This is a genomic window from Pseudomonas sp. DP-17 (assembly GCF_022380625.1).
Classification (GTDB): Bacteria; Pseudomonadota; Gammaproteobacteria; order Pseudomonadales; family Pseudomonadaceae; genus Pseudomonas; species Pseudomonas nitroreducens_A.
Genome location: NZ_JAKSXG010000004.1, coordinates 447508 through 467310, shown reverse-complemented (window position 1 = coordinate 467310; position 19803 = coordinate 447508). Strand labels below are relative to the sequence as shown.

The window sequence follows — 19803 nt, the reverse complement described above, 5'->3', positions numbered from 1 at the left end:
ATCCGCGTCATTCAGTAAGCAAAGAAAAGCCCGGCAAATAGCCGGGCTTTTTTCACACAGAAGTTACGACCGAGGGGCCGTACTTCGAGACTTATTCCACGGTGAAGGTCTTTTCCGCCAGCAACCGGTCGCCCTGGAAGACCATGAAGCGCCATTGGCCCTGCACGACTTCATGATTCTCAGTGAACTGGTAGGCCATCACGTCGGTGGGCGCGCCCACCACCAGCTTCTGTACGACTTCGAGCTTGTCGTGGCGCTGGCCGTCCGGAGTCACCACGCCGGGGGTGAAGTACAGCAGGGTCAGCGGGGTATCGCCTTCCTGCTTGCCGCTGAGCTGGTAGCGCATGCCGAACTTGGTGCCCAGCTTGGCGGGCACGCGGGTAGTGGCTTCGATCTCCTGCTCGCTGCGGCTGAGCACACGCTCGCCCGGCTGGTAATCCTTGTACTGGCTGACGAAGACGCCGTACTCCACCGGGCCGTTGACGCGCACTTCGGCGAAAGCCGAGGAGGCAAAGGTACAAGCCAGGGAGAGAGCCAGGACTGCTGGCAGGCGGGAAATGGACATGTCGCGCTCCTTGTTGGGGTCCGCGCGAGGCTATGACATGGGCGTGACAGGCTGATGACAGCTTGAAGCGAGGCCGCTCGGCGCCGTGCCAAGCGGCTATCATGCGTGAATCGGACCACTGGACAGCATCATGAGCGACAACCTGCTAACCATCCGCCCCCGCGCCGAAGACGTCGAAGGCATGCCCATCCTGCGCCCCCTGCCCTCGGCCCAGCGCCGCAATGTCGGCCCCTTCGTGTTCTTCGACCATATGCTCGAAAACCGCTTCGCGCCGGCGCACGGCATGGACATCCGCCAGCATCCGCACATCGGCCTGTCCACCCTCACCTACCTGTTCGAGGGCCAGGTGCAGCACAAGGACAGCCTCGGCTCGGACCAGCTCGTGCTGCCCGGCGACGTCAGCTGGATGACCGCCGGGCGCGGCGTCGCCCACGTCGAGCGGACCCCGGCCGACCTGCTGCACAGTGGCTCGCGCCTGCACGGCCTGCAGGTCTGGCTGGCCCTGCCACGCGCGCTGGAGGACTGTGAGCCCAGCTACAGCCACCACGCCAGCGCCAGCCTGCCGGAGAGCGACAGCCTGGGTGTGCGCATCCGCATGATCGCAGGCACAGGCTTCTGCCTGGAGTCGCCGGTGCCGGTGCGCTCCAAGACGCTCTATGCCGACCTGCAGCTCAGCGCCGGGGCGACCCTGGCGATCCCCGACGAACATCCCGAGCGCGCGCTATACCTGATCGAAGGCGATGCGCTGCTGGACGACGAGGCGCTGCCGCTGCAGCAGCTGGTCGTCCTGCCGGAGGGCGAGGCCTTCACCCTCAGCGCCTGTGGCGACTGCCACGCGGTGATCATCGGCGGCGACCCGTTGGACGGGCCGAGGCGGATGAACTGGAACTTCGTCGCCAGCGATCCCGAGCGGATCGACAGCGCCCGCGCCCGCTGGGCCGCCCACGACTGGCCGAGGGTACCGGGCGAGTCGGAACGCATCGAACTGCCGCGCTAGCCATACAGAGAAATCGATCAGAAATCGCCGCCTTGCCATCGAAAGCGGCGAATGCTTGAGGACTCGCGCAGCGGCTTGCCGCAGCATCGCGCCCCCGAACCCTTGCCGATGGCAAGCCCGCTACATCTGGCCCAAGGAGTCCGTGATGGACCAGTCGACCGCCAACCGCCACACCAGCGCCCTCACCGTGTTGACCCTGCTGTTCTTCATGTGGGGCCTGATCACTTCGCTGAACGATATCCTCGTGCCGCACCTCAAGGCGGTCTTCACCCTGTCCTATGTTCAGGCTTCGCTGATCCAGTTCTGCTTCTTCGGCGCCTATTTCGTCATGTCCTTCCCCTCCGGGCGGCTGGTGGAAATGGTCGGCTACAAACGCGGGATCATCGTCGGCCTGGCCACCGCTGGCGTCGGCTGCCTGCTGTTCTACCCGGCGGCCAGCGCGCAGTCCTATCCGTTCTTCCTCGCCGCGCTGTTCATCCTCGCTTCGGGCATCACCCTGCTGCAGGTTGCCGCCAACCCCTATGTCAACGTGCTGGGCCCGGCGTCCACCGCAGCCAGCCGGCTGAACCTCACCCAGGCGTTCAACTCCCTGGGCACCACGGTCGGCCCGCTGGTCGGTTCGCTGACCATCCTCGCCATCGGTGCAGGAGCCGCCTCGCAGATCGGCAGCTCCGCCGCCAGCGAAGCGGACTCGGTGAAGACGCCCTACCTGGTGCTGGCCGGCCTGCTGTTTATCATTGCCGTGCTGATCGCCCTGTTCCGACTGCCGCAGATCCATCACGGCGAGCCCACTGACGGCGTGGCCTCTCGCCAGTCGATCTTCGCCCATCGGCACCTGGTATTCGGGGTCATCGCGATCTTCTGCTACGTCGGCGCCGAGGTTTCCATCGGCAGCTACCTCGTCAGTCTGATGGGCCAGCCGGACATCGCCGGGCTGCCCGCCGAGCAGGCCGGCAAATACCTGTCGTTCTACTGGGGCGGCGCCATGGTCGGGCGCTTCATCGGCAGCGCGCTGATGCGCAGCATCGCGCCGAACCGCCTGCTGGCATTCAATGCCGTGGCCATCGCCGTGCTGATCGGCATCGCGCTGAGCGTGGGCGGGCATCTGGCGATGTGGGCGCTGATCCTGATCGGCCTGTTCAACTCGATCATGTTCCCGACCATCTTCTCCCTGGCGCTGGAGGGCCTGGGCAACCTCACCAGCAAAGGTTCGGGCCTGCTCTGCATGGCGATAGTCGGCGGCGCCGTGATGCCGCTGGTGCAAGCCTTCTTCGCCGACCGTATCGGCCTGTTGCCCTCATTCGCCGTCCCGCTGGTCTGCTACCTGTACATCGTCTGGTTCGGAGCACGCGGTTACCGCGCCGACCTGCCTTCCGCGGCCTCCGCTGGCCACGCCTGAAGACTCTTGACGGGGCGCAGCGCTTGCGCCCTATCACCTGATTCCTACAGTCCTTTCGGCCTGCACGCCCTAGCTCACGTCAGGCCGCTCCCGAAGACTTCCTTCCTTTTCCCTGCACCATCGGCCTTGGTCGCGGTGTCGGTCAGACTCTTTCAGGAAGGAGCCCACCCCGTGGCTGATCCCCTCTCGCTGGTCGTCAACGGCCAGACCCGGCAGCTTGCCGTGGCGGCCGACACGCCTCTGCTGTACGTGCTGCGCAACGACCTGCAGCTCAACGGGCCCAAGTTCGGCTGCGGCCTGGGCGAGTGCGGCGCCTGCACCGTCCACCTCGACGGCGTCGCCACCCGCTCCTGCATCACGCCGGTCAGTGCGGCCGTGGGCCGGCAGGTCACCACGCTGGAAGGCCTGGGTACGCGCGAAGCTCCGCACCCGGTCCAGCAGGCCTTCATCGCCGAACAGGCCGCGCAGTGCGGCTACTGCACCAACGGCATGATCATGACCAGCGCCGCCCTGCTTGCCCGCCATCCCAATCCGAGCGACGACCAGATTCGCCAGGAGCTGGCCTACAACCTGTGCCGCTGCGGTACCCATGTGGAAATCCTCAACGCCGTGCGGCGTGCCGCCGGCCGCGCTGGCGACGACGGGCAGGAGAGCCCGGCATGAATCGCTTCAGTCGTCGCGATTTTCTCAAAGCGGGCGGCGTGCTGCTGGTCAGCGTGCAGTTGCCGCGCCCGCTGCTGGCACAGCCCACCCCCGCGCTTCCCCTGCCGCTGGATCAGGTCGACAGCTTCATCGCCATCGCCGGCAACGGCACCATTACCGCCGCCTGCGGCCATGTCGACCTCGGCACCGGTATCCGCACCGCATTGAGCCAGATAGTTGCAGAGGAGCTGAACGTCGACGTCAAGCAGGTGAGCCTGCTGCTGGGCGACACCCGCTATACGCCCGACCAGGGCCCGACCATTGCCAGTTCCAGCCTGCAGGTCAGCGCCATTCCGTTGCGCCGTGCGGCAGCCGAGGCGCGGGAATTCCTCATGCAGCGCGCGGCCCAGTACCTGAAGACCGACATCCGCCAGCTTGGCTGCGAGGACGGGGAAATCTTCGTCCAGCGCAAACCGACCCGGCGTATCGGTTACGGCGAACTGCTGCGTGGCGAGCGATTCGAGCTGAAGATCGATGCCAGCGCGCCACTCAAGTCCCATAGCGACTACCGGGTGGTCGGCCATTCGGTGCCGCGCCTGGATATTCCGGCCAAGGTCACCGGCGAGCTGACCTACGTGCACGACATGCGCCTGCCGGGGATGCTCCATGGCCGCGTGGTACGCCCGCCCTATACCGGCGCCGACGTCAACGCACCGCTGGGCAGGAGCCTGGTGGAGGTGGATGAACAATCTATCGCTCACCTGCCGGGTTTCGTCCGCCTGGTGGTGGTAGGCGACTTCATCGGCGTGGTGGCCGAGCGCGAGGAACAGGCGATCCGCATTGCGCGGGCGCTGAAGGTCCGCTGGAAGAGCTGGAGCGACCTGCCGCCGCTCGGCCTCGATGACCTGGAAACGACCCTGCGCGCCCATCCCAGGCAGCCTCGCCTGTTGCAGGACGATGCGCAGATGGAAGCGGTGCTCAAGCAGGTCGAGCGCCCGCTGCAACGCACCTACGTCTGGCCCTACCAGCAGCACGCTTCCATCGGCCCGTCCTGTGCGCTGGCGAATTTCGAGGACGGCGTCATGAAGGTCTGGTCCGGCAGCCAGAACCCCCACGACCTGCGCGCCGACCTGGCGACACTGCTGGGCATGCCGCCCGAGCAGGTCGAAGTCATACGGATGGAGGCGTCCGGCTGCTATGGGCGCAACTGCGCCGATGACGTGGCCGCCGACGCCGCGCTGCTCGCCATGGCAGTCGGCCGGCCGGTGCGCGTGCAGCTGATGCGCGAACAGGAACATGGCTGGGAGCCCAAGGGGTCGGCGCAACTGATCGAAGTACGCGGAGGGCTGGACAAGGATGGCAACGTGGCCGCCTACGACTTCGCCACCTGCTACCCCTCCAACAACGGCATCAACCTGGCGCTGCTGCTCACCTCGCGGGTGGACATGAAGCCCCAGGTGACGCAGATGGGCGACCGCACCGCCGTCCCGCAATACGCCTACCCACACCTTCGGGTGGTCTGCAATGACGCCGCGCCCATCGTCCGCGCGTCGTGGATGCGCGGCGTCTCCGCACTACCCAACGTTTTCGCCCACGAGTCCTACATCGACGAGCTGGCGCAGATGGCCGGCGCCGATCCCATCGAGTTCCGCCTGCGCTACCTGCACGACGAACGCGCGGTGGCGCTGATCAACGCCCTGGCCACCTCCGCCCACTGGCAGCCGCGCGTTTCGCCCAACCCGCAGGCGCGCCAGGGCAACCTGCTGGTCGGGCGCGGCTTCGCCTATGCACGCTACTTCCACAGCGCCTTCCCGGGGTTCGGTTCGGCCTGGGCGGCCTGGATAGTGGACGTCGAGGTCGAGCCGCACACCGGTGCCGTCCGAGTGACGGACGTGCATGTGGCCCAGGATTGCGGGCAGATGGTCAATCCCGATGGAGTGCGCCACCAGGTCCATGGCAACGTGATCCAGGCCACCAGCCGCGCGTTGATGGAGTACGCCACTTTCGACCGCCGCGGTGTCACCAGCCTGGAATGGGGTGGATACCCGATCCTCGGCTTCCCCCAGGTCCCGAGGATCACCGCGCTGCTGCTCGACCGCCCCGGCACGCCGCCGCTGGGGGCCGGGGAATCCACTTCCGTGCCCAGCGCCGCCGCCATCGCCAATGCCCTGCACGATGCAACCGGCGTGCGCTTCACCCGCCCGCCGTTCACCCCTGAGCGGGTTCGCGCCGCACTGCAGGAGAAGCAACCCTCATGAAAAACGCCTCACTGGCCGTCATCGGCGGGCTTGTCGGCCTTGTCGCGGCAGGCCTGTTTCTCACTTGGCAGCCAAGCATCGCGCCCATCGACCCACCCGAGCCGGCCAGCTTCGGCGCTGAAGCCACCGCCCGTGGCCAGCAACTGGCGGCGCTTGGCGACTGCGCGGTGTGCCACACCCGCGACGGCGGCGCTCCGCTGGCGGGGGGCCGCGCCATGGCCACGCCGTTCGGCACGCTCTATTCCTCCAACCTCACCCCGGATCGCAACACTGGAATCGGCGTCTGGTCCTTCGAAGCCTTCAGGCGGGCCATGCGCGAAGGCATCGCGCGCGAGGGCGACTACCTCTACCCGGCCTTCCCCTACACCGCGTTCACCCGCGTCGGCGACGAAGACCTGCGCGACCTCTACGCCTACCTGATGAGCCGCCCGGCGGTGTCAGCGGAACCGCCGGATAATCGCCTGCCCTTCCCTTACAGCCAGCGTCGGATCCTGGCGGGCTGGAATTTCCTGTTCTTCGAAAAGGGGCCCTTCCAGCCGCAACCCCATCGCGACGCAGCCTGGAATCGCGGCGCCTACCTGGTGGAAGGACTGGGCCATTGCAGCGCCTGCCACTCGCCTCGCAACTCGCTGGGCGCCGAGCGCACCGGCAAGAGTCGCTTCGCCGGCGCGACAGTGGATGGCTGGCAGGTCCCGCCGCTGAACGGCGCCAGCAAGCCTGCCATTGCCTGGACCCAGGCCACCCTGTACGACTACCTGCGCAACGGCTTCTCGCGCTATCACGGAGCCGCTGCCGGCCCCATGGCGCCGGTGGCCGCCGGGCTCGCCCAGCAGCCGGATGCCGACCTGCAGGCGATGGCGCGCTACCTGGCGACCTTCCTGCCGGAGCAGGCGGCAGACTTCTCGCCAGAGCAGCAGGCCGTCGAGCTGGAGCAGCGTACCTACGGCACCCTGCAGCCCGTCAGTGGCAGCGGTGGACGTCTGTTCAACGGCGCCTGCATGGCGTGCCACCACGACGGCGACAGCCCGCGTCTCAATGGCGTCAGGCCCTCGCTGGCGGTGAGCAGCAACCTGTACGCGGCCACGCCGGACAACCTGCTGAAAGTGATCCTGGATGGCATCGGCGATCCCGCCCGCCCTGAGCTGGGCTACATGCCGGCGTTCCGCAACAGCCTGAACAACGAGCAGCTCATCGCGCTGGCACGCTATCTGCGAGAGGATTTCGCCGGCCTGCCCGCCTGGCCGGACCTCGAGTTCAAGGCCGCCAGGCTGCGTTGAGGCCGGCACGGGGAGCGGCGCAACGCCCTCCCCGATCGGGTCAGGCGCCGAAGCGCTCTTCCAGCAGGTCGAACATGGCGGCGAAGGCACGGCGTGCCACCTTGGCGTCGTATTGCATCTTGCCGGGGATCTGCGCATGCGGATCGGTGAAGGAATGCGCGGCACCGCCGTAGCTGGTCAGGGCCCAGTCGACCTGGGCGTCGATCATTTCCCTGGCGAAGTCGGCCAGTTGCTCACGCGGCACGAAGGGGTCGATGGCGCCGTCGAGGACCAGCACCGAGCCCTTGATGTTCTTCGCATCGGCCGGGTTCGGCGTATCCAGGGTACCGTGGAAGGACACGGCAGCCGCCAGCGGCGCGCCATCGCGAGCCAGTTCCAGCGCGCAACAACCGCCGAAGCAGAAGCCGAAGGTGGCCAGCCGGCTGGTATCCAGCGGCGCCTTGCCGGCCTGCTCCAGCAGGGTGGCGAGCGAAAGCTGCATACGCTTGCGCAGCAACGCGCGGTCATTCTTCAGTGGCATCATGGCGGCCGCCGCCTGCTCCGTGCCATTGGGGCGGATGTCCTTGCCATAGAGGTCGGCCACCAGCACTACGTAGCCGCGCTCGGCGACTTTCTTCGCGATATCCACGGCGCCCTGGCTGACGCCCATCCAGTTGGGCGCCATCAGCAGGCCGGGGCGCGGCGCCTTGCTGGCAGCATCGAATACCAGCTGGCCCTCGAAGGACACGCCGTCCTGGCTGTAGGCAACCGGTTGCACGCTGATCTGACTCATTGGGGTAGTCCTCTAGTGAATGCCGGAGAAATATAGCGAACCGAGCGTCTCGCTGTGCGACAAGCCCGGGATCGACGAGTGATCCATTCAGGGCAAACGGCAACCGGAGGCCCGGTAGAAGGCCTCGGCCGCCATCCTTCAATGGATGCTGACCCACACATATCGCCGCATGGTGACGCAGACAGGATCGAAGTCGGGCAGTTCCCGGAAGCGTCCTTCCTGTTCCGTCCAGCGCTGCGCGGGAGGGTCCGTCCAGATTTTCGGGTAGCGTCCGGCCTGGCAAGGAACTCCACGAGGACTCTTCCCAGCCGTTTGCCTTGTCGTGCGCTGAGCATCACTGCTGCTCGAACGCCTCCAGCACTGCACGGGCATGTTCGCGGATGAAGGACCACTTCGAGGCCAAACCCTGCTGCGCCGCCGCCACTTCGTCGGCTTCAAGCGTGCAGAAGCCACAGCCAGGCGCCAATGCCTCGGCGACTGCTGGCGCAATGTCCGGGTGCTGCGCCAGCACAGCTTCAAGTGGGCGGTAGTCAAGGGGACGGTGTCTGCCACGATCCCGGAAGGAGCGGTAGGGAGCGCTGAGCCCACGCGCTGCCACCTCGGTGGGCAGCGCGCCCAGATGCGCGGCAATCAGATCCATGCGGTCGAGGCGTGCCAGGGCTGACGCGGCCCAGGCACGTTCGCTTTCGTTGGCCGCTGCGTTGCACAGGGTGGTTGCGAGCGTGCTGATCACCTCGGGCGTGGAGTGATTGATCTCGGCAAGCAGCATGCTCGCCTGCCAACCCTCGCCAGCGCTGCGCCCGGCGACGACGTCGAGCAGCGCCGGTACCGCGACTTCGCCCAGGGCGCGGACGAGTGCGTCGTACTCGCCGAGCAACGGCCCCGGGGCAGCAGCTCGGACCGCTTGCGGCACCACTTCTGCGACCTGTTCCGCAAGCGGCAATGCCGCGATGCGCGTACGTTCGCGCTCAGCCTCGTCGTACATCGGGAAGTGCCGCAGCAACTGCGCACGGGTCAGGCTCAACGGCACCAGATCCCCCGCTTCATCCGTGGCAACGGCAATGAAGCGCTTTTCGACCAGGCCCTCCCTGAGCAACTGGGCACGGGCGCGCCTGGCCGCACGGGGGAAGCAGTGCAGGAAGCGTTCATAGACCTCCTCCCAGGCGCTGAAGCTGCCCTTCGCCATGGCCTGGGCGAACTCGGCGCACTGCGTCGCCCAACGATCCTGTTCCTCGCCCGGCTCGAAGCCATGGTCTTCGGCATACTGGCTCAGGTCCGGGCCGGACCAGCGCAAGTCCTCGCCATCATCGCCGTAATCCGCGGCCACCTGAGCCAGGACCTCTTGCGTACCGACCGTCACCATAGGCCAATAGAGGACCGTGCCGTCGCCGTAGAACTCATGAAACATCGCGCCATAGACCGTCTCATGCGGATGGGTCTGGCGAATCCGCCGCACCGCGCTGACCAGATGATCCACGGCAGCGTCTTCGAGGGCTTTCCAGTCGAACTTCTGCTCTGAGCGCATCCTTACTCTCCGATATCGCTGAGCTGTCCTGACGGTTCGTCTATCGCCAGCAGTGTGCCAACCAGCCGGGCCGCGTAATCCGCGGCGAAACGGTAACCCCCTTCGCAGTGAACGATGCTGCCGGCAGCAAGCCGCGCCTCCCACCAGTCACTCAGGAAGCCGGGGGCATAGCCGCCCGTGCAGAACCCGTAAGGGTCGGCCACATAGCGGGTGGTCAGCATCAGCGTGTAGCAGGGGCGCCGGTAATCGCTCTGCTCCCGGGAGCAGTCATGGAAGTCTTCGTAAGATTCGGCAAGCTTGAGCTGGGAGAACAGCCAGAACATGGCGTCGTACATCAGTTGCGAATCCGCGTCGGCATGCAGGGCGAAAAAGCCCTTGGCGCGCACGATCCGCTCGGCCAGGCGGCGAATGTACCGCTCGCCATCGGGCAGCTCATCCGCCGCGGCATCCAGCGCGCGGCGCAGAATGGGCGACAGCGTGCCGCGCTGCACCGTGGCGAGGTCGGCCTCGAGAGTTTCCGCGTCGTCGTTGAACTCCTCCTCGCTGACCAACCCGCGGATGAAGGTCGCGAAGTCCGGCGCGACCTCGGTAATCGCAAAGTCGGCTTCCTGGTCGACATGCACGACCCGTGGCTCCCCCTGCGGCCCGCACTGGCGGTAGTCGAGCATGATCATTTCGTGCCCGGCGCTGGGGGTATTGGCAATGGCGATGCCGATGTCCGGATAGCCCCATTCGGCACGCATGAAGGCCGACCCGAGGTCGCCACACAGCGAATAGATTGCCGTGCGCCCGATGGCATAGAGGCCGGTGATGGCGATGTGGTCCTCGGCCCAGCCGGTCGGCTCATCCATCGGGTAGCAGCAGCGCTCGACAGCGCCACCATTGCGCAGCCGGGCCAGCTCCACGTAGGCGTCCGGCAAGCGGTAGCCGCACTCGGCCTCGATCTGCGCAATCAGTTCGTCGCTGGGGGCTGGCTCGGTGTAATGGCTGGCCGAGTAGTCGCCATCGTCCCAGAAGCCCTCCAGATCGAAGCCTGCGAAGGCCCCGGTGGTTCTCCCGACGGGTTGTGTCATTCCCTTCTCCCTTTACGGCGCAGATGCTTGCATCGGCACAGAATCAGCTTTCCGAGCAGTGGATCTTCCTTGCACGGGATCTTTCATATCCAGGCTCAATGAAAAACGCCACGATCCCAGCACTGAAATCGTGGCGTCTGTTCAAGCCTTCACAGCGCTCAGGCGGAAAGCTCCACCAGCAGCTTGTTCAGGCGGCGCACGTAGGCGGCCGGGTCCTTCAGGCTGTCCCCCGCGGCCAGCGCGGCCTGGTCGAAGAGGATGTGGGTCAGCTCGCCGAAGCGGTCTTCGTCGGCTTCCGCGTCGAGCTTCTCGATCAGCGGGTGGGCCGGGTTGAACTCGAAGATCGGCTTGGATTCCGGCACCTTCTGCCCGCTGGCCTCGAGGATCTGACGCATCTGCAGGCCCAGGTCCTGCTCGCCGATAGCGAGGATCGCCGGCGAATCGGTCAGGCGGTGGGACACGCGCACCTCGGCGACTTCATCGCCCAGCGCGGCCTTCAGGCGCTCGGCCAGGCCTTCCTTCGCCTTGGCGATCTCTTCCTGGGCCTTCTTGTCCTCTTCGGAATCCAGCTTGCCCAGGTCCAGGTCGCCACGAGCGACGTCGACGAACTGCTTGCCGTCGAACTCGGGCAGGTAGCTCATCAGCCATTCGTCGATGCGGTCGGTGAGCAGCAGCACTTCGATGCCTTTCTTGCGGAAGACTTCCAGGTGCGGGCTGTTCTTCACCTGGGCGAAGCTCTCGCCGGTGAGGTAGTAGATCTTGTCCTGGCCTTCCTTCAGGCGACCGATGTAGTCGGCCAGGGAAACGCTCTGCTCACCGCTCTCGTCGCTGGTGGAAGAGAAGCGCAGCAGGCCGGCGATCTTGTCCTTGTTGGCGAAGTCCTCGGCCGGGCCTTCCTTCAGCACCTGGCCGAAGTTCTTCCAGAAGCCCTTGTAGGCTTCGGCGTCGCTGCTGGCGAGTTTCTCCAGCATGTCCAGCGAGCGCTTGGTCAGCGCCGATTTCATCGAATCGACGATGGGGCCGGACTGCAGGATCTCGCGGGAGACGTTCAGCGACAGGTCGTTGGAGTCCACCACGCCCTTGATGAAGCGCAGGTACAGCGGCAGGAACTGGTCGGCCTGGTCCATGATGAACACGCGCTGCACGTACAGCTTCAGGCCGCGCGGGGCCTCGCGGTGGTAAAGGTCGAACGGCGCACGGGCCGGGACGTAGAGCAGCGAGGTGTACTCGAGCTTGCCCTCGACCTTGTTGTGGCTCCAGGTCAGCGGGTTCTCGAAGTCGTGTGCGATGTGCTTGTAGAACTCCTGGTATTCCTCGTCCTTCACCTCGGTGCGCGGACGGGTCCACAGGGCGCTGGCACGGTTGACCACTTCCCACTCGGTTTCCGCCGGCTTGTCGGCGTCCTCGCCGTGGTGCTCCTTCGGCAGTTCGATGGGCAGCGCGATGTGGTCGGAGTATTTCTTGACGATGTTGCGCAGACGCCAGCCGTCGGCGAACTCGTCCTCGCCGTCCTTCAGGTGCAGGACGATGCGGGTGCCGCGTTCGGCCTTCTCGATGGTCGCGACTTCGAACTCACCTTCACCCCTGGAGGACCAATGCACACCTTCGCTGGCCGGTGCGCCGGCACGGCGGGTGAAGACGTCCACCTTGTCGGCGACGATGAAGGCGCTGTAGAAGCCCACGCCGAACTGGCCGATCAGGTGTGAGTCCTTCTTCTGGTCGCCCGAAAGATTCTTCAGGAAATCAGCGGTGCCGGACTTGGCGATGGTGCCCAGGTGCGCGATCACTTCCTCGCGGCTCATGCCGATGCCGTTGTCTTCGAGAGTGACGGTCTTGGCGTCCTTGTCGAAGCTCACACGGATCTTCAGCTCGGCGCCGCCTTCGAGCAATTCCGGCTTGGCCAGCGCCTCGAAACGCAGCTTGTCGGCCGCGTCGGAGGCATTGGAAATCAGTTCGCGAAGGAAGATTTCCTTGTTCGAATACAGGGAGTGAATCATCAGGTGAAGCAGTTGCTTCACTTCAGTCTGGAAGCCCAGTGTTTCTTTTTGAGTCTCCGCGCTCATCGTTTCTCGCTCCGAGGTGACAAATGCCGCGTCTTGCGGCCGATGTCAGCGAGATGGGGGCTTCCCGAACCAATTCAAGGGGTTGGCGAAAATTCGCCGCTTCCTCGGCCAGGGCCGCCGGCGCAGGGTCAGCGCGCCGACAGCTCGATGTCGGTGATTTCGCTGGGGCGCAGCGTGTAGCTGGCCTCACCCGGCCCGTCGATGACCTGGCGGATGACAATGCGGCCGTCGGCATCGAGGCCGACGAAAACCCCTTCGGCGATTCGCCCGCGCTCGGTGGTCACGCGCATACCGCGATTGACGTAGCGCTGCGGAGCGGACAGCAGGCGCTCCAGGGAAAGGCGGCCGCTTTCCACTGCCTGCGGCACAGGAGCGCTCGCTTGCGCTGCGACAGTGGACGGCGCCGGCGGCGCGGCGGCGCTCACCGCCTTCAGGCGCGGATAGCGGTCGCCGCGCACGCCCCAGCCACGCGTCGGGGTCTTCTCCAGCGTGACCTGAAGGGCTTGCGACTGGCCCCCTACCTCGACCGTCAACGGCACCTCCTGGGCGGCTCGCTGGGTATCCAGCGCGGGCATCCTGCTGATGACGACATCGCGGCGGGCGAAGCGGCGCTGCAGATAGTCCTGCAGCACGTAACGCAGGGTATCGCGGGAGTCGAAGCGAGTATCCACCTCCCCGTCGTGGTAGCGCAGTCGGTCGGTGAAGACTTCGATACGGCCCGATAGCGTGGTCTGCATTTGCGCCGGCAGCACCAGGTGGAAGGCACCCTCCAGGCGATTGGGGGCCTTCGGCGTCAGGTCCAGATGCAGGCTGTAGCCGCGCTGCAGGCGTATCGCCTCGGGCAGGTCCTGGCCTGGCGCGAGCCAGCTGAGTTCAATTTCCGGCAGGCGGCCCTTGTCGTCAGGCAGCACGTCGAGCCGGATCGGCCCGCTGACCGGCGCCGCCAGGCGTACCTGGATTTCGCGGTGGGCATAGAAGTCCTGCCCTTCGCGCAGGCTGAGCACGCCATCGATGAATTCGGCCTGCTCGGGTACGAAGAGTTTGCCGTTGAGTTCGCCACGCAGGTCGATAGCCAGTTCAGGCTGCACGACCGGTTCGGGTCTGAGCCACTCCAGGCTGAGGATGGCCTGCAGGCGCGCGCTGTCCTGGCTGGCCAGCAGGGTCAGGCCGACCACCAGCGGAATGCAGCCCAGGCCACCGAGGGCAACGGCGCTGCGGGCGTGGCGCCAGTGAATCAGCATGAATAACAGCGCCAGGGGCGGCAGCAGGCTGGCAAGCCCCCAGAACAGGCTGCGCTCGAACGCACGGGCGATCAGCCAGACGTACCCGGCGAGAATCAGCAGCAGGCCGAGCAGGATGAGCAGCGTGTCCATTCAGGCGCCGTCGACCTTGAAGTGCGCGCGGGCGGTGGCAATCGGCTCGGTGCGCGTGGTCTGCCAGGCGGTGATGGCGACGTTGGCCACTCGCCGGCCCTGGCGCCACACCTGGCACTGCGCATAGGTGTCGCGGAAATGGCCGGCGCGCAGGTAGTCGATGGAAAAGTCGATGATCTTGGGCATGTGCGGGATGCCCATGAACATCAGCAGGTGGAGCAGCGCCGATTGCTCCATGAAGCCGGCGATCACGCCGCCATGCAGGGCCGGCAGCGTCGGGTTGCCGATGTTGTCCGGGTTGGCCGGCAGGTGGAAGATCGCGTCGTCACCCAGGCGCAGGCAGCGGATGCCGAGCAGGCGGGCGTAGGGAATCATGTCCAGCAGCGGATCGTAGTTCTTGCTCTCGTGCGCCGTGCGCACCATGGCCTCGATGTTCACCGTGCTCATCCCTGGCTCCCTTCGACGTCGCGCTTCACGGCGCCGGCGGAAACCGCCTTGCCCATCCGCATGAAGGTGCCGACCACATGGGCGATGGGCTCCGAGGGGTCGTCCTGGTAGGCGTAGCCGCGGGTGAAAATGATGTTCGGGGTGACCCGATAGCACTCGGCGAACCCGAAGACGTCCTTGTGCGGTTGCGCCGGGTGCATGTAGTCGATGCGCAGGTCCAGGGTCGGGCAGATCTCGAACTGCGGCAGCACGCAGACTGTGGAGATGCCGCAGGTCGTGTCCATCAGCGTGGTGATGGCGCCGCCATGGATCACGCCGGTTTCCGGGTTTCCGACAATGGCTTGGCTGTAGGGAAGCCGCAGAGTCAGGCCGGAGGCATCCGCCGCGTGTGCGCTGATGCCCAGCAACTGGCAGTGGCGCAGCGCCGACAGGAAGCGCTGGGCGCGCTCAAGGAGTGGGTTTTCGGACATGGGAGGGGTGACCGATTGACTGCACGGGGGCGCATGATACCCCGCTCGTTGTCACTCCTGCAGCGATGCAATGGTGGGTCGCAGGAATATTCGTTGAACTAATTCACACTACTTCGGCTCAAAGGGCTAACACCAGGAAAGCCACACATGGAGGCTCCGCATGAAAAAAACCCTTCCCTTCGCTCTGCTGATCGTCGCTGGCCTCGGCCTTGCCGCCTGCGACAAGAAAGAAGAGCCCAAAGCCCCGGCCGCGCCCGCCGCGACCGAGCAGCCGGCTACCCCGGCGCCGACCACCCCGCCGGCGCCTGAAGCCTCCCCGGCTGCTCCGGCTGCCCCGGCCACCGCGCCGCAGGAGCCCGCCGGCGGCGAGCAGAAGCAATAATCGCTTTTCTGCCGCACAGAACAAGGCCCGCTCATGGCGGGCCTTGTCGTTTCTGGTTTTGGGTTGTCAGCCGCTGGGAGGAATGTCGTTGTCCCGTGGCGCATCGCCCTGCGGCGTCGGCGTATAGACCATCACATGCAGCACGTTGGAGTGGAACTCGCGCTGGTACAGCACGCCCACCACACCCGCCGTCACCAGCATGAAGATCCAGGGGTTGATGAACCAGGCCAGCATCGCCAGGCCGAAATAATAGGTCCGCAGGCCCTGGTTGAACTGGTGCGCCGCCAGCGACACCACGCGCGCCGCGCGCTCAGCGAAGGACTTGCGCTCCAGTTCGCCGACATTGCGCTCCCCCACCATGGGCGCCGAGCCGATCAGCACCGCGGCGAAATTGTACTGGCGCATGCACCAGCTGAAAGTGAAGAAGGCATAGACGAACACCACCGCCAGGCACAGCAGCTTGAGCTCCGAGAGGCCACGCGTCGGCGCCGTGACGAAAGGCAGGTCAGCCAGCACCGAGATCGTGCGCTCGGCCGACCCCAGCAGTGTGAGGATACCGGCCAGGATGATCAGGGTGCTGGACGCGAAGAAGGAGGCGTTGCGCTCCAGATTGCCGATCACGCTGGCGTCCGCCACGCGGTTGTCGCGCAGCAGCACGCGGCGCATCCAGTCCTGGCGGTAGAGGTGCAGCACGCTGGCCAGGCAGGCCGTGTCGCGGGCCTTGGTCTTGGCGTAGCGGGTGTAGCCGATCCAGCAGAACAGGAACCAGAGGATGGCGAGCAGGTTCCAGAAGTACTGGATGTCGAACAGGTCGACGATATCGGTCATGGATGTCCTTGCGATTCGAGACGGAATGAAGTCGGTACGCAGCCGATAGACGCCAGTTTATCGCTTCGGGACACGACGCCACATCGCGGAACACTGCAGGCATGAAAAAGGCCGCCTGCCGGGCGGCCCATCAGAGCTACGGGTCGAGGAGCCGTCCCGCCTGACGATCCACGGCAGGGCGCATCTGGAGGTTATTCGCCCCGCCCTCGCTGACTGGCAGCAGCGTGAACGACAGGATCGCCTGGCTGGAGGATATCCGAAGTGAGACGTGCGTAATGGACGTCCCCGCTCCTGCGCGGGGGACTGGCCCGTGAATCAGAACACCGACCAGCCGATTCGCGAACTCAGCAGCTCCAGCGCCGCCATGCCGGCGTAGGAGTTACCCGCCGCATTCAGCTCCGGCGACCACACGCAGACGGTGAACTGGCCCGGCACGATGGCCACGATCCCGCCACCCACGCCACTCTTGCCCGGCAATCCCACGCGGTAGGCGAAATTCCCCGCTTCGTCATACAGCCCGCTGGTGGCCATGATCGAGTTCACCTGCTGGGTCTGGCGCCGGGTCAGGATCTGCTCACCGCTGTGCTTGCAGAACCCGTCGTTGGCCAGGAAACAGAACGCTCGCGCCAGGTCGAGGCAATTCATCTGCAGTGCGCAGTAACTGAAATAACTGCGCAGTACCGTCTCGACCTCGTTATGGAAGTTGCCGAATGACTGCATCAGGTAGGCCATGGCCGCGTTGCGCGCGCGGAACTGGTACTCCGAATCGGCGACACGGGCATCCATCGTTACTTGGGGATTGCCCGACAGGCGTCGAACGAAGTCGCGCATGGACAAAATGGGGGCTGCGAAGCGCGACTGGTTGATATCGCAGATCACCAGCGCACCCGCATTGATAAAGGGGTTGCGCGGGCGCCCGCGCTCGAACTCCAACTGCACCAGCGAGTTGAACGGCTGGCCGGAGGGCTCATGGCCGAGCCGGTCCCAGATGGCTTCGCCGGAGTGGCCGATCGCCTGAACCAGGCTGAACACCTTGGAAATGCTCTGCACCGAAAACGGCACCATCGCGTCGCCCGCACAGTGATAGCTGCCATCGTTGCCATAAACCGCGATGCCCAACTGCTGCGGCGGCACGTCAGCCAGCGCGGGAATGTAGTCGGCCACTTTGCCCTTGCCGATCAAGGGACGAACTTCTTCGAGGATCTCGTTCAACAGCGTTTGCATGGAAGGCCCTGTTATCAGTCCCCAGACGACGGCACGGGGCAGCATTCTTGACGCAGGCCGATCGGCAGAAATCACACTGGCGAATTCAAAATGGCGGCGATCACCCGGCGGCCGCGGTCGCTGCCGGCAGCCTGTGTTGGCGAACCAGGGAACCAGGCAGCAGTGGTCGCTGCGGACTGACAGCAAGCTTGCCCGGCTCGCATCGGGCGAGCCCGCGCTTCACGGATGGGTGGGATAGCCGATGTGTGCCACGCCCAATGCCTGCGCGTCAAAGCGATGGAAATACGCGGTGATGCTGGCGCCGGCCGCTGCGGGGCGGGTCAACCGACGAATGGGCACGAAACGTGCCCTGCCCGCCAGTTCCAGCTCGGCGGGCGAGCACCAGGGCGGGGCTTTGTCGCCGGTAATGCACCCGACCGTCGCGCGGCTGGCCTAGAACAGCCCGCCGATATACACCGCCGCACCGCCGCCGGCCTGCAGACCGGCGGTCACGCCGCGCATGAACAGCGCGCCCCGCGCCGACTGGAGCAACTGCCGCTGGACGTTGAAGCCGCCCCACACCTGGGACGCCGGCATGGTCGCCATTGCCATGGACAATGCCAGGAGCTTGGCGTCCAGTCCGAACAGCACCGCCGTACCGCTGTAGCCCAGGCCAAGGCCGCCTGCCAGCTCGATATAGGCGCAGGCGCCGGTGATGTCATCGTGGCTCAGGTCGCGGTCACGCAGCGCATCGGAGACATACACCTGGCCCGTGCTGGGGAAGGACTCGGCGGCACCGGTGGCGCCCACGCTCTTGCCGCGCACGTTCAGGTTGACCTTGCCGATCTTCGGCAGGCGAGCGCCGAAGCCCGCGCCCACACCCACGCCGCCGAAGGAGAACTTGTCTTCCTGGCCCTGCGGGTTCTTCAGCACCAGTTGGCCGCCCCCGCCGGCCAGGAACATGAAACTGACGCCCCCGCTACTGCCGGTGACGTATTCCCAGGCGCTGGAGCGCAGGCTGATGGGGATGATCGAGTTTTCCATGGTTCAGATTCCTTTGAACGAATACACGCGCCCTACCGGCGCTTGAGCAGCGAATTCAGGCCGACACCGGCGAAGGCGGCGCCCAGCAGACCGAGCAGGGCCGTCATGCCCCACAGGGCGCCGAAATCATCGACGATGGCGCTGGCCTGGGCGCGCTCGGGCAGGTACAGCACACGAACGCTCTGGCCCTGCTGATAGCCGAAGATCAGCCCGTTCTGCGGATAGGAAATCCGCTGGCCGCCGTCCGTGGTGAAGGCCACCTGCGGGTGCGAACCGCCGGCGTTGAGACTCTCGACCTGCCCATCGGCAACGCGGGCGTTGCGCAGGAACTGCACGCGGTCGACCACCTCGTAGGCGACGATCGCCAGGCAGACCAGACCGATCACGCCGAACAGCAGGCCGCGCATGACTTCAGCGGGGCGGGAAACGGAAGGTTCAGACATCGCGAGGACTCATCCTTGTTCAGTGACAGCCCCCGCCGGGCCAGGCCCGGCGGGGGGAAGAACGGCGGCCGGCAGGAGCCGGCCACCCTGGCTTACGCGTTCGGGCAGGGAACCGGCGCCCAGTCGCCGATATCCGGGTTCTTGCACATGCCGTTGACCTGGCTGGTACCCGCCGCCGCCACCTGCTGGCTCTTCACCTGCTTGGCCTGGGCGTCGCCCAGCGCGCGCTCGGTGGTGACCGCCTCGGCCGGAACGACCGGCAGTTTCTTCTGCTGGGTCTTGGTCTTGGTCTTGGTCTTGGTGGGCGAAGTGGTGGTGCTGCTGGCCTGGGCGACGGTGGCGACGTCGGCACGCTTGACGCCCACGGTCTGCAGGTCCTTCTCGTAGGCCTGGGTGTAGTTGCTCAGGTCTTCGCCGGCCTTGCCGCTGACCGCGGTGATCAGATCGTTGGACTCCTTGAGGCCGGCGACGATTTCCGCCAGGCGCTTGCGGCCTTCCTCGTCCTTGATGGTCCCGGCCTTGCGCTGCTGCAGCAAGGCGCTGAACTGCTGCTGGTAGCAGGACTGCGAGGCCTGGGCGTAGGCCACGCTGCGGTCGATGTCGGCGGCGCTCTTGTCCGCGTCGGCGGCATAGGAACCCAGGCGCTGGTGGTCGTCGGTGATCTGCTTCTGCTTCTCGGTGTAGTAACCGGCGGCACCGCCGACCAGCGCACCACCGGCAGCGCCGATGGCAGCGTTGCGACCACGGTCTTCGCTGTTGCCCACCAGCGCGCCGGTCAGCGCACCACCCACAGCTCCGATCACGGCGCCGGTGGCGACCGATTTGGTCATGTTGGAGTCGGTGTCGCGCAGGTGCTGCACCGGCTCGTAGCAGCTGGGGTAGTACTCGACCTTGGTGCTCTTGCCGATCTGCGAGACCGGCGAACTGGAGCAGCCGCTGAGCAATACAGCGACACAGGTGAAGCTGGCGGTGGCCAGCGACAGCGCGCGGCGGCGCGGTTGCAGGGTGACGGGATTAGCGAACGATTGCATGTCTGAGCTCT

General features: G+C 65.9%; 19 protein-coding genes. 6 read left to right on the top strand and 13 right to left on the bottom strand.

Translation table 11 applies throughout. The features are described 5' to 3' along the window. Window positions 1-91: 91 nt before the first annotated feature. Window positions 92-565 carry a DUF3859 domain-containing protein gene (locus tag MJ122_RS11450; protein ID WP_017518666.1) on the bottom strand — a complete coding sequence of 158 codons (474 nt, stop codon included), beginning with the start codon at window positions 563-565 and terminating at the stop codon, window positions 92-94. Between the two features lie 130 nt (window positions 566-695). Here MJ122_RS11450 and MJ122_RS11445 point away from each other — a divergent pair, with 130 nt between their 5' ends. The 5 genes from MJ122_RS11445 to MJ122_RS11425 all read left to right on the top strand — a co-directional run bounded on the left by MJ122_RS11445 (window position 696) and on the right by MJ122_RS11425 (window position 7138). After that, window positions 696-1562 (top strand): pirin family protein, encoded by an 867-nt coding sequence (locus tag MJ122_RS11445; RefSeq protein WP_239744233.1) that lies wholly within the window; start codon window positions 696-698, stop codon window positions 1560-1562. Between the two features lie 145 nt (window positions 1563-1707). Then, window positions 1708-2961: a sugar MFS transporter gene (locus MJ122_RS11440; protein WP_088417257.1), complete on the top strand. Its 1254-nt coding sequence runs from the start codon at window positions 1708-1710 to the stop codon at window positions 2959-2961. 171 nt (window positions 2962-3132) lie between these two features. Continuing rightward, on the top strand, window positions 3133-3624 hold the full coding sequence (locus MJ122_RS11435) for a (2Fe-2S)-binding protein (protein WP_239744232.1): 492 nt from the start codon (window positions 3133-3135) through the stop codon (window positions 3622-3624). Then, a complete protein-coding gene (locus tag MJ122_RS11430) occupies window positions 3621-5861 on the top strand; it encodes a molybdopterin cofactor-binding domain-containing protein (RefSeq protein WP_239744231.1) in 2241 nt (746 codons plus the stop codon). The genes MJ122_RS11435 and MJ122_RS11430 overlap by 4 nt, the downstream gene beginning before the upstream one ends. Next, window positions 5858-7138 carry a cytochrome c gene (locus MJ122_RS11425; RefSeq protein WP_239744230.1) on the top strand — a complete coding sequence of 427 codons (1281 nt, stop codon included), beginning with the start codon at window positions 5858-5860 and terminating at the stop codon, window positions 7136-7138. The genes MJ122_RS11430 and MJ122_RS11425 overlap by 4 nt, the downstream gene beginning before the upstream one ends. A 40-nt stretch (window positions 7139-7178) precedes the next feature. On the opposite strand, the gene MJ122_RS11420 is transcribed toward MJ122_RS11425, so the two are convergent. The 7 genes from MJ122_RS11420 to MJ122_RS11390 form a co-directional block, all read right to left on the bottom strand. Next, window positions 7179-7910, bottom strand: coding sequence for a dienelactone hydrolase family protein (locus MJ122_RS11420; RefSeq protein ID WP_088417261.1), 732 nt, complete (start codon window positions 7908-7910; stop codon window positions 7179-7181). 334 nt (window positions 7911-8244) lie between these two features. Beyond that, window positions 8245-9435 carry a DUF4303 domain-containing protein gene (locus MJ122_RS11415; RefSeq protein ID WP_239744229.1) on the bottom strand — a complete coding sequence of 397 codons (1191 nt, stop codon included), beginning with the start codon at window positions 9433-9435 and terminating at the stop codon, window positions 8245-8247. A 2-nt stretch (window positions 9436-9437) separates the two neighbouring features. Beyond that, window positions 9438-10508 carry an SMI1/KNR4 family protein gene (locus MJ122_RS11410; protein ID WP_239744228.1) on the bottom strand — a complete coding sequence of 357 codons (1071 nt, stop codon included), beginning with the start codon at window positions 10506-10508 and terminating at the stop codon, window positions 9438-9440. Window positions 10509-10666: 158 nt separating this feature from the next. Continuing rightward, window positions 10667-12571, bottom strand: a complete 1905-nt coding sequence (gene htpG / locus MJ122_RS11405) for a molecular chaperone HtpG (RefSeq protein ID WP_239744227.1) — start codon at window positions 12569-12571, stop codon at window positions 10667-10669. A gap of 128 nt (window positions 12572-12699) precedes the next feature. Next, a complete protein-coding gene (locus MJ122_RS11400) occupies window positions 12700-13944 on the bottom strand; it encodes an MFS transporter (protein ID WP_239744226.1) in 1245 nt (414 codons plus the stop codon). Next, window positions 13945-14391: a PaaI family thioesterase gene (locus tag MJ122_RS11395; RefSeq protein ID WP_017518676.1), complete on the bottom strand. Its 447-nt coding sequence runs from the start codon at window positions 14389-14391 to the stop codon at window positions 13945-13947. Continuing rightward, complete coding sequence (locus MJ122_RS11390; RefSeq protein WP_017518677.1) at window positions 14388-14861, bottom strand: PaaI family thioesterase; 474 nt, start codon at window positions 14859-14861, stop codon at window positions 14388-14390. The genes MJ122_RS11395 and MJ122_RS11390 overlap by 4 nt, the downstream gene beginning before the upstream one ends. 160 nt (window positions 14862-15021) lie before the next feature. Between MJ122_RS11390 and MJ122_RS11385 the strand changes: the two genes are divergently transcribed. Continuing rightward, window positions 15022-15243, top strand: a complete 222-nt coding sequence (locus MJ122_RS11385; RefSeq protein ID WP_017518678.1) for a hypothetical protein — start codon at window positions 15022-15024, stop codon at window positions 15241-15243. Window positions 15244-15309: 66 nt separating this feature from the next. On the opposite strand, the gene MJ122_RS11380 is transcribed toward MJ122_RS11385, so the two are convergent. From MJ122_RS11380 to tagQ, 5 genes are all read right to left on the bottom strand, one after another. Next, a complete protein-coding gene (locus MJ122_RS11380) occupies window positions 15310-16071 on the bottom strand; it encodes a DUF599 family protein (RefSeq protein ID WP_239744225.1) in 762 nt (253 codons plus the stop codon). Window positions 16072-16386: 315 nt separating this feature from the next. Beyond that, window positions 16387-17295: a glutaminase B gene (gene glsB / locus MJ122_RS11375; RefSeq protein WP_239744224.1), complete on the bottom strand. Its 909-nt coding sequence runs from the start codon at window positions 17293-17295 to the stop codon at window positions 16387-16389. Window positions 17296-17727: 432 nt separating this feature from the next. Beyond that, complete coding sequence (locus MJ122_RS11370; RefSeq protein WP_017518681.1) at window positions 17728-18318, bottom strand: hypothetical protein; 591 nt, start codon at window positions 18316-18318, stop codon at window positions 17728-17730. Window positions 18319-18350: 32 nt separating this feature from the next. Beyond that, the gene (locus tag MJ122_RS11365) at window positions 18351-18761 is read right to left on the bottom strand and encodes a DUF3592 domain-containing protein (RefSeq protein ID WP_239744223.1); all 411 of its coding nucleotides are present in this window, start codon (window positions 18759-18761) and stop codon (window positions 18351-18353) included. A 92-nt stretch (window positions 18762-18853) separates the two neighbouring features. After that, window positions 18854-19792, bottom strand: coding sequence for a type VI secretion system-associated lipoprotein TagQ (tagQ, locus tag MJ122_RS11360; protein ID WP_088417269.1), 939 nt, complete (start codon window positions 19790-19792; stop codon window positions 18854-18856). Between the last annotated feature and the right edge of the window lie 11 nt (window positions 19793-19803).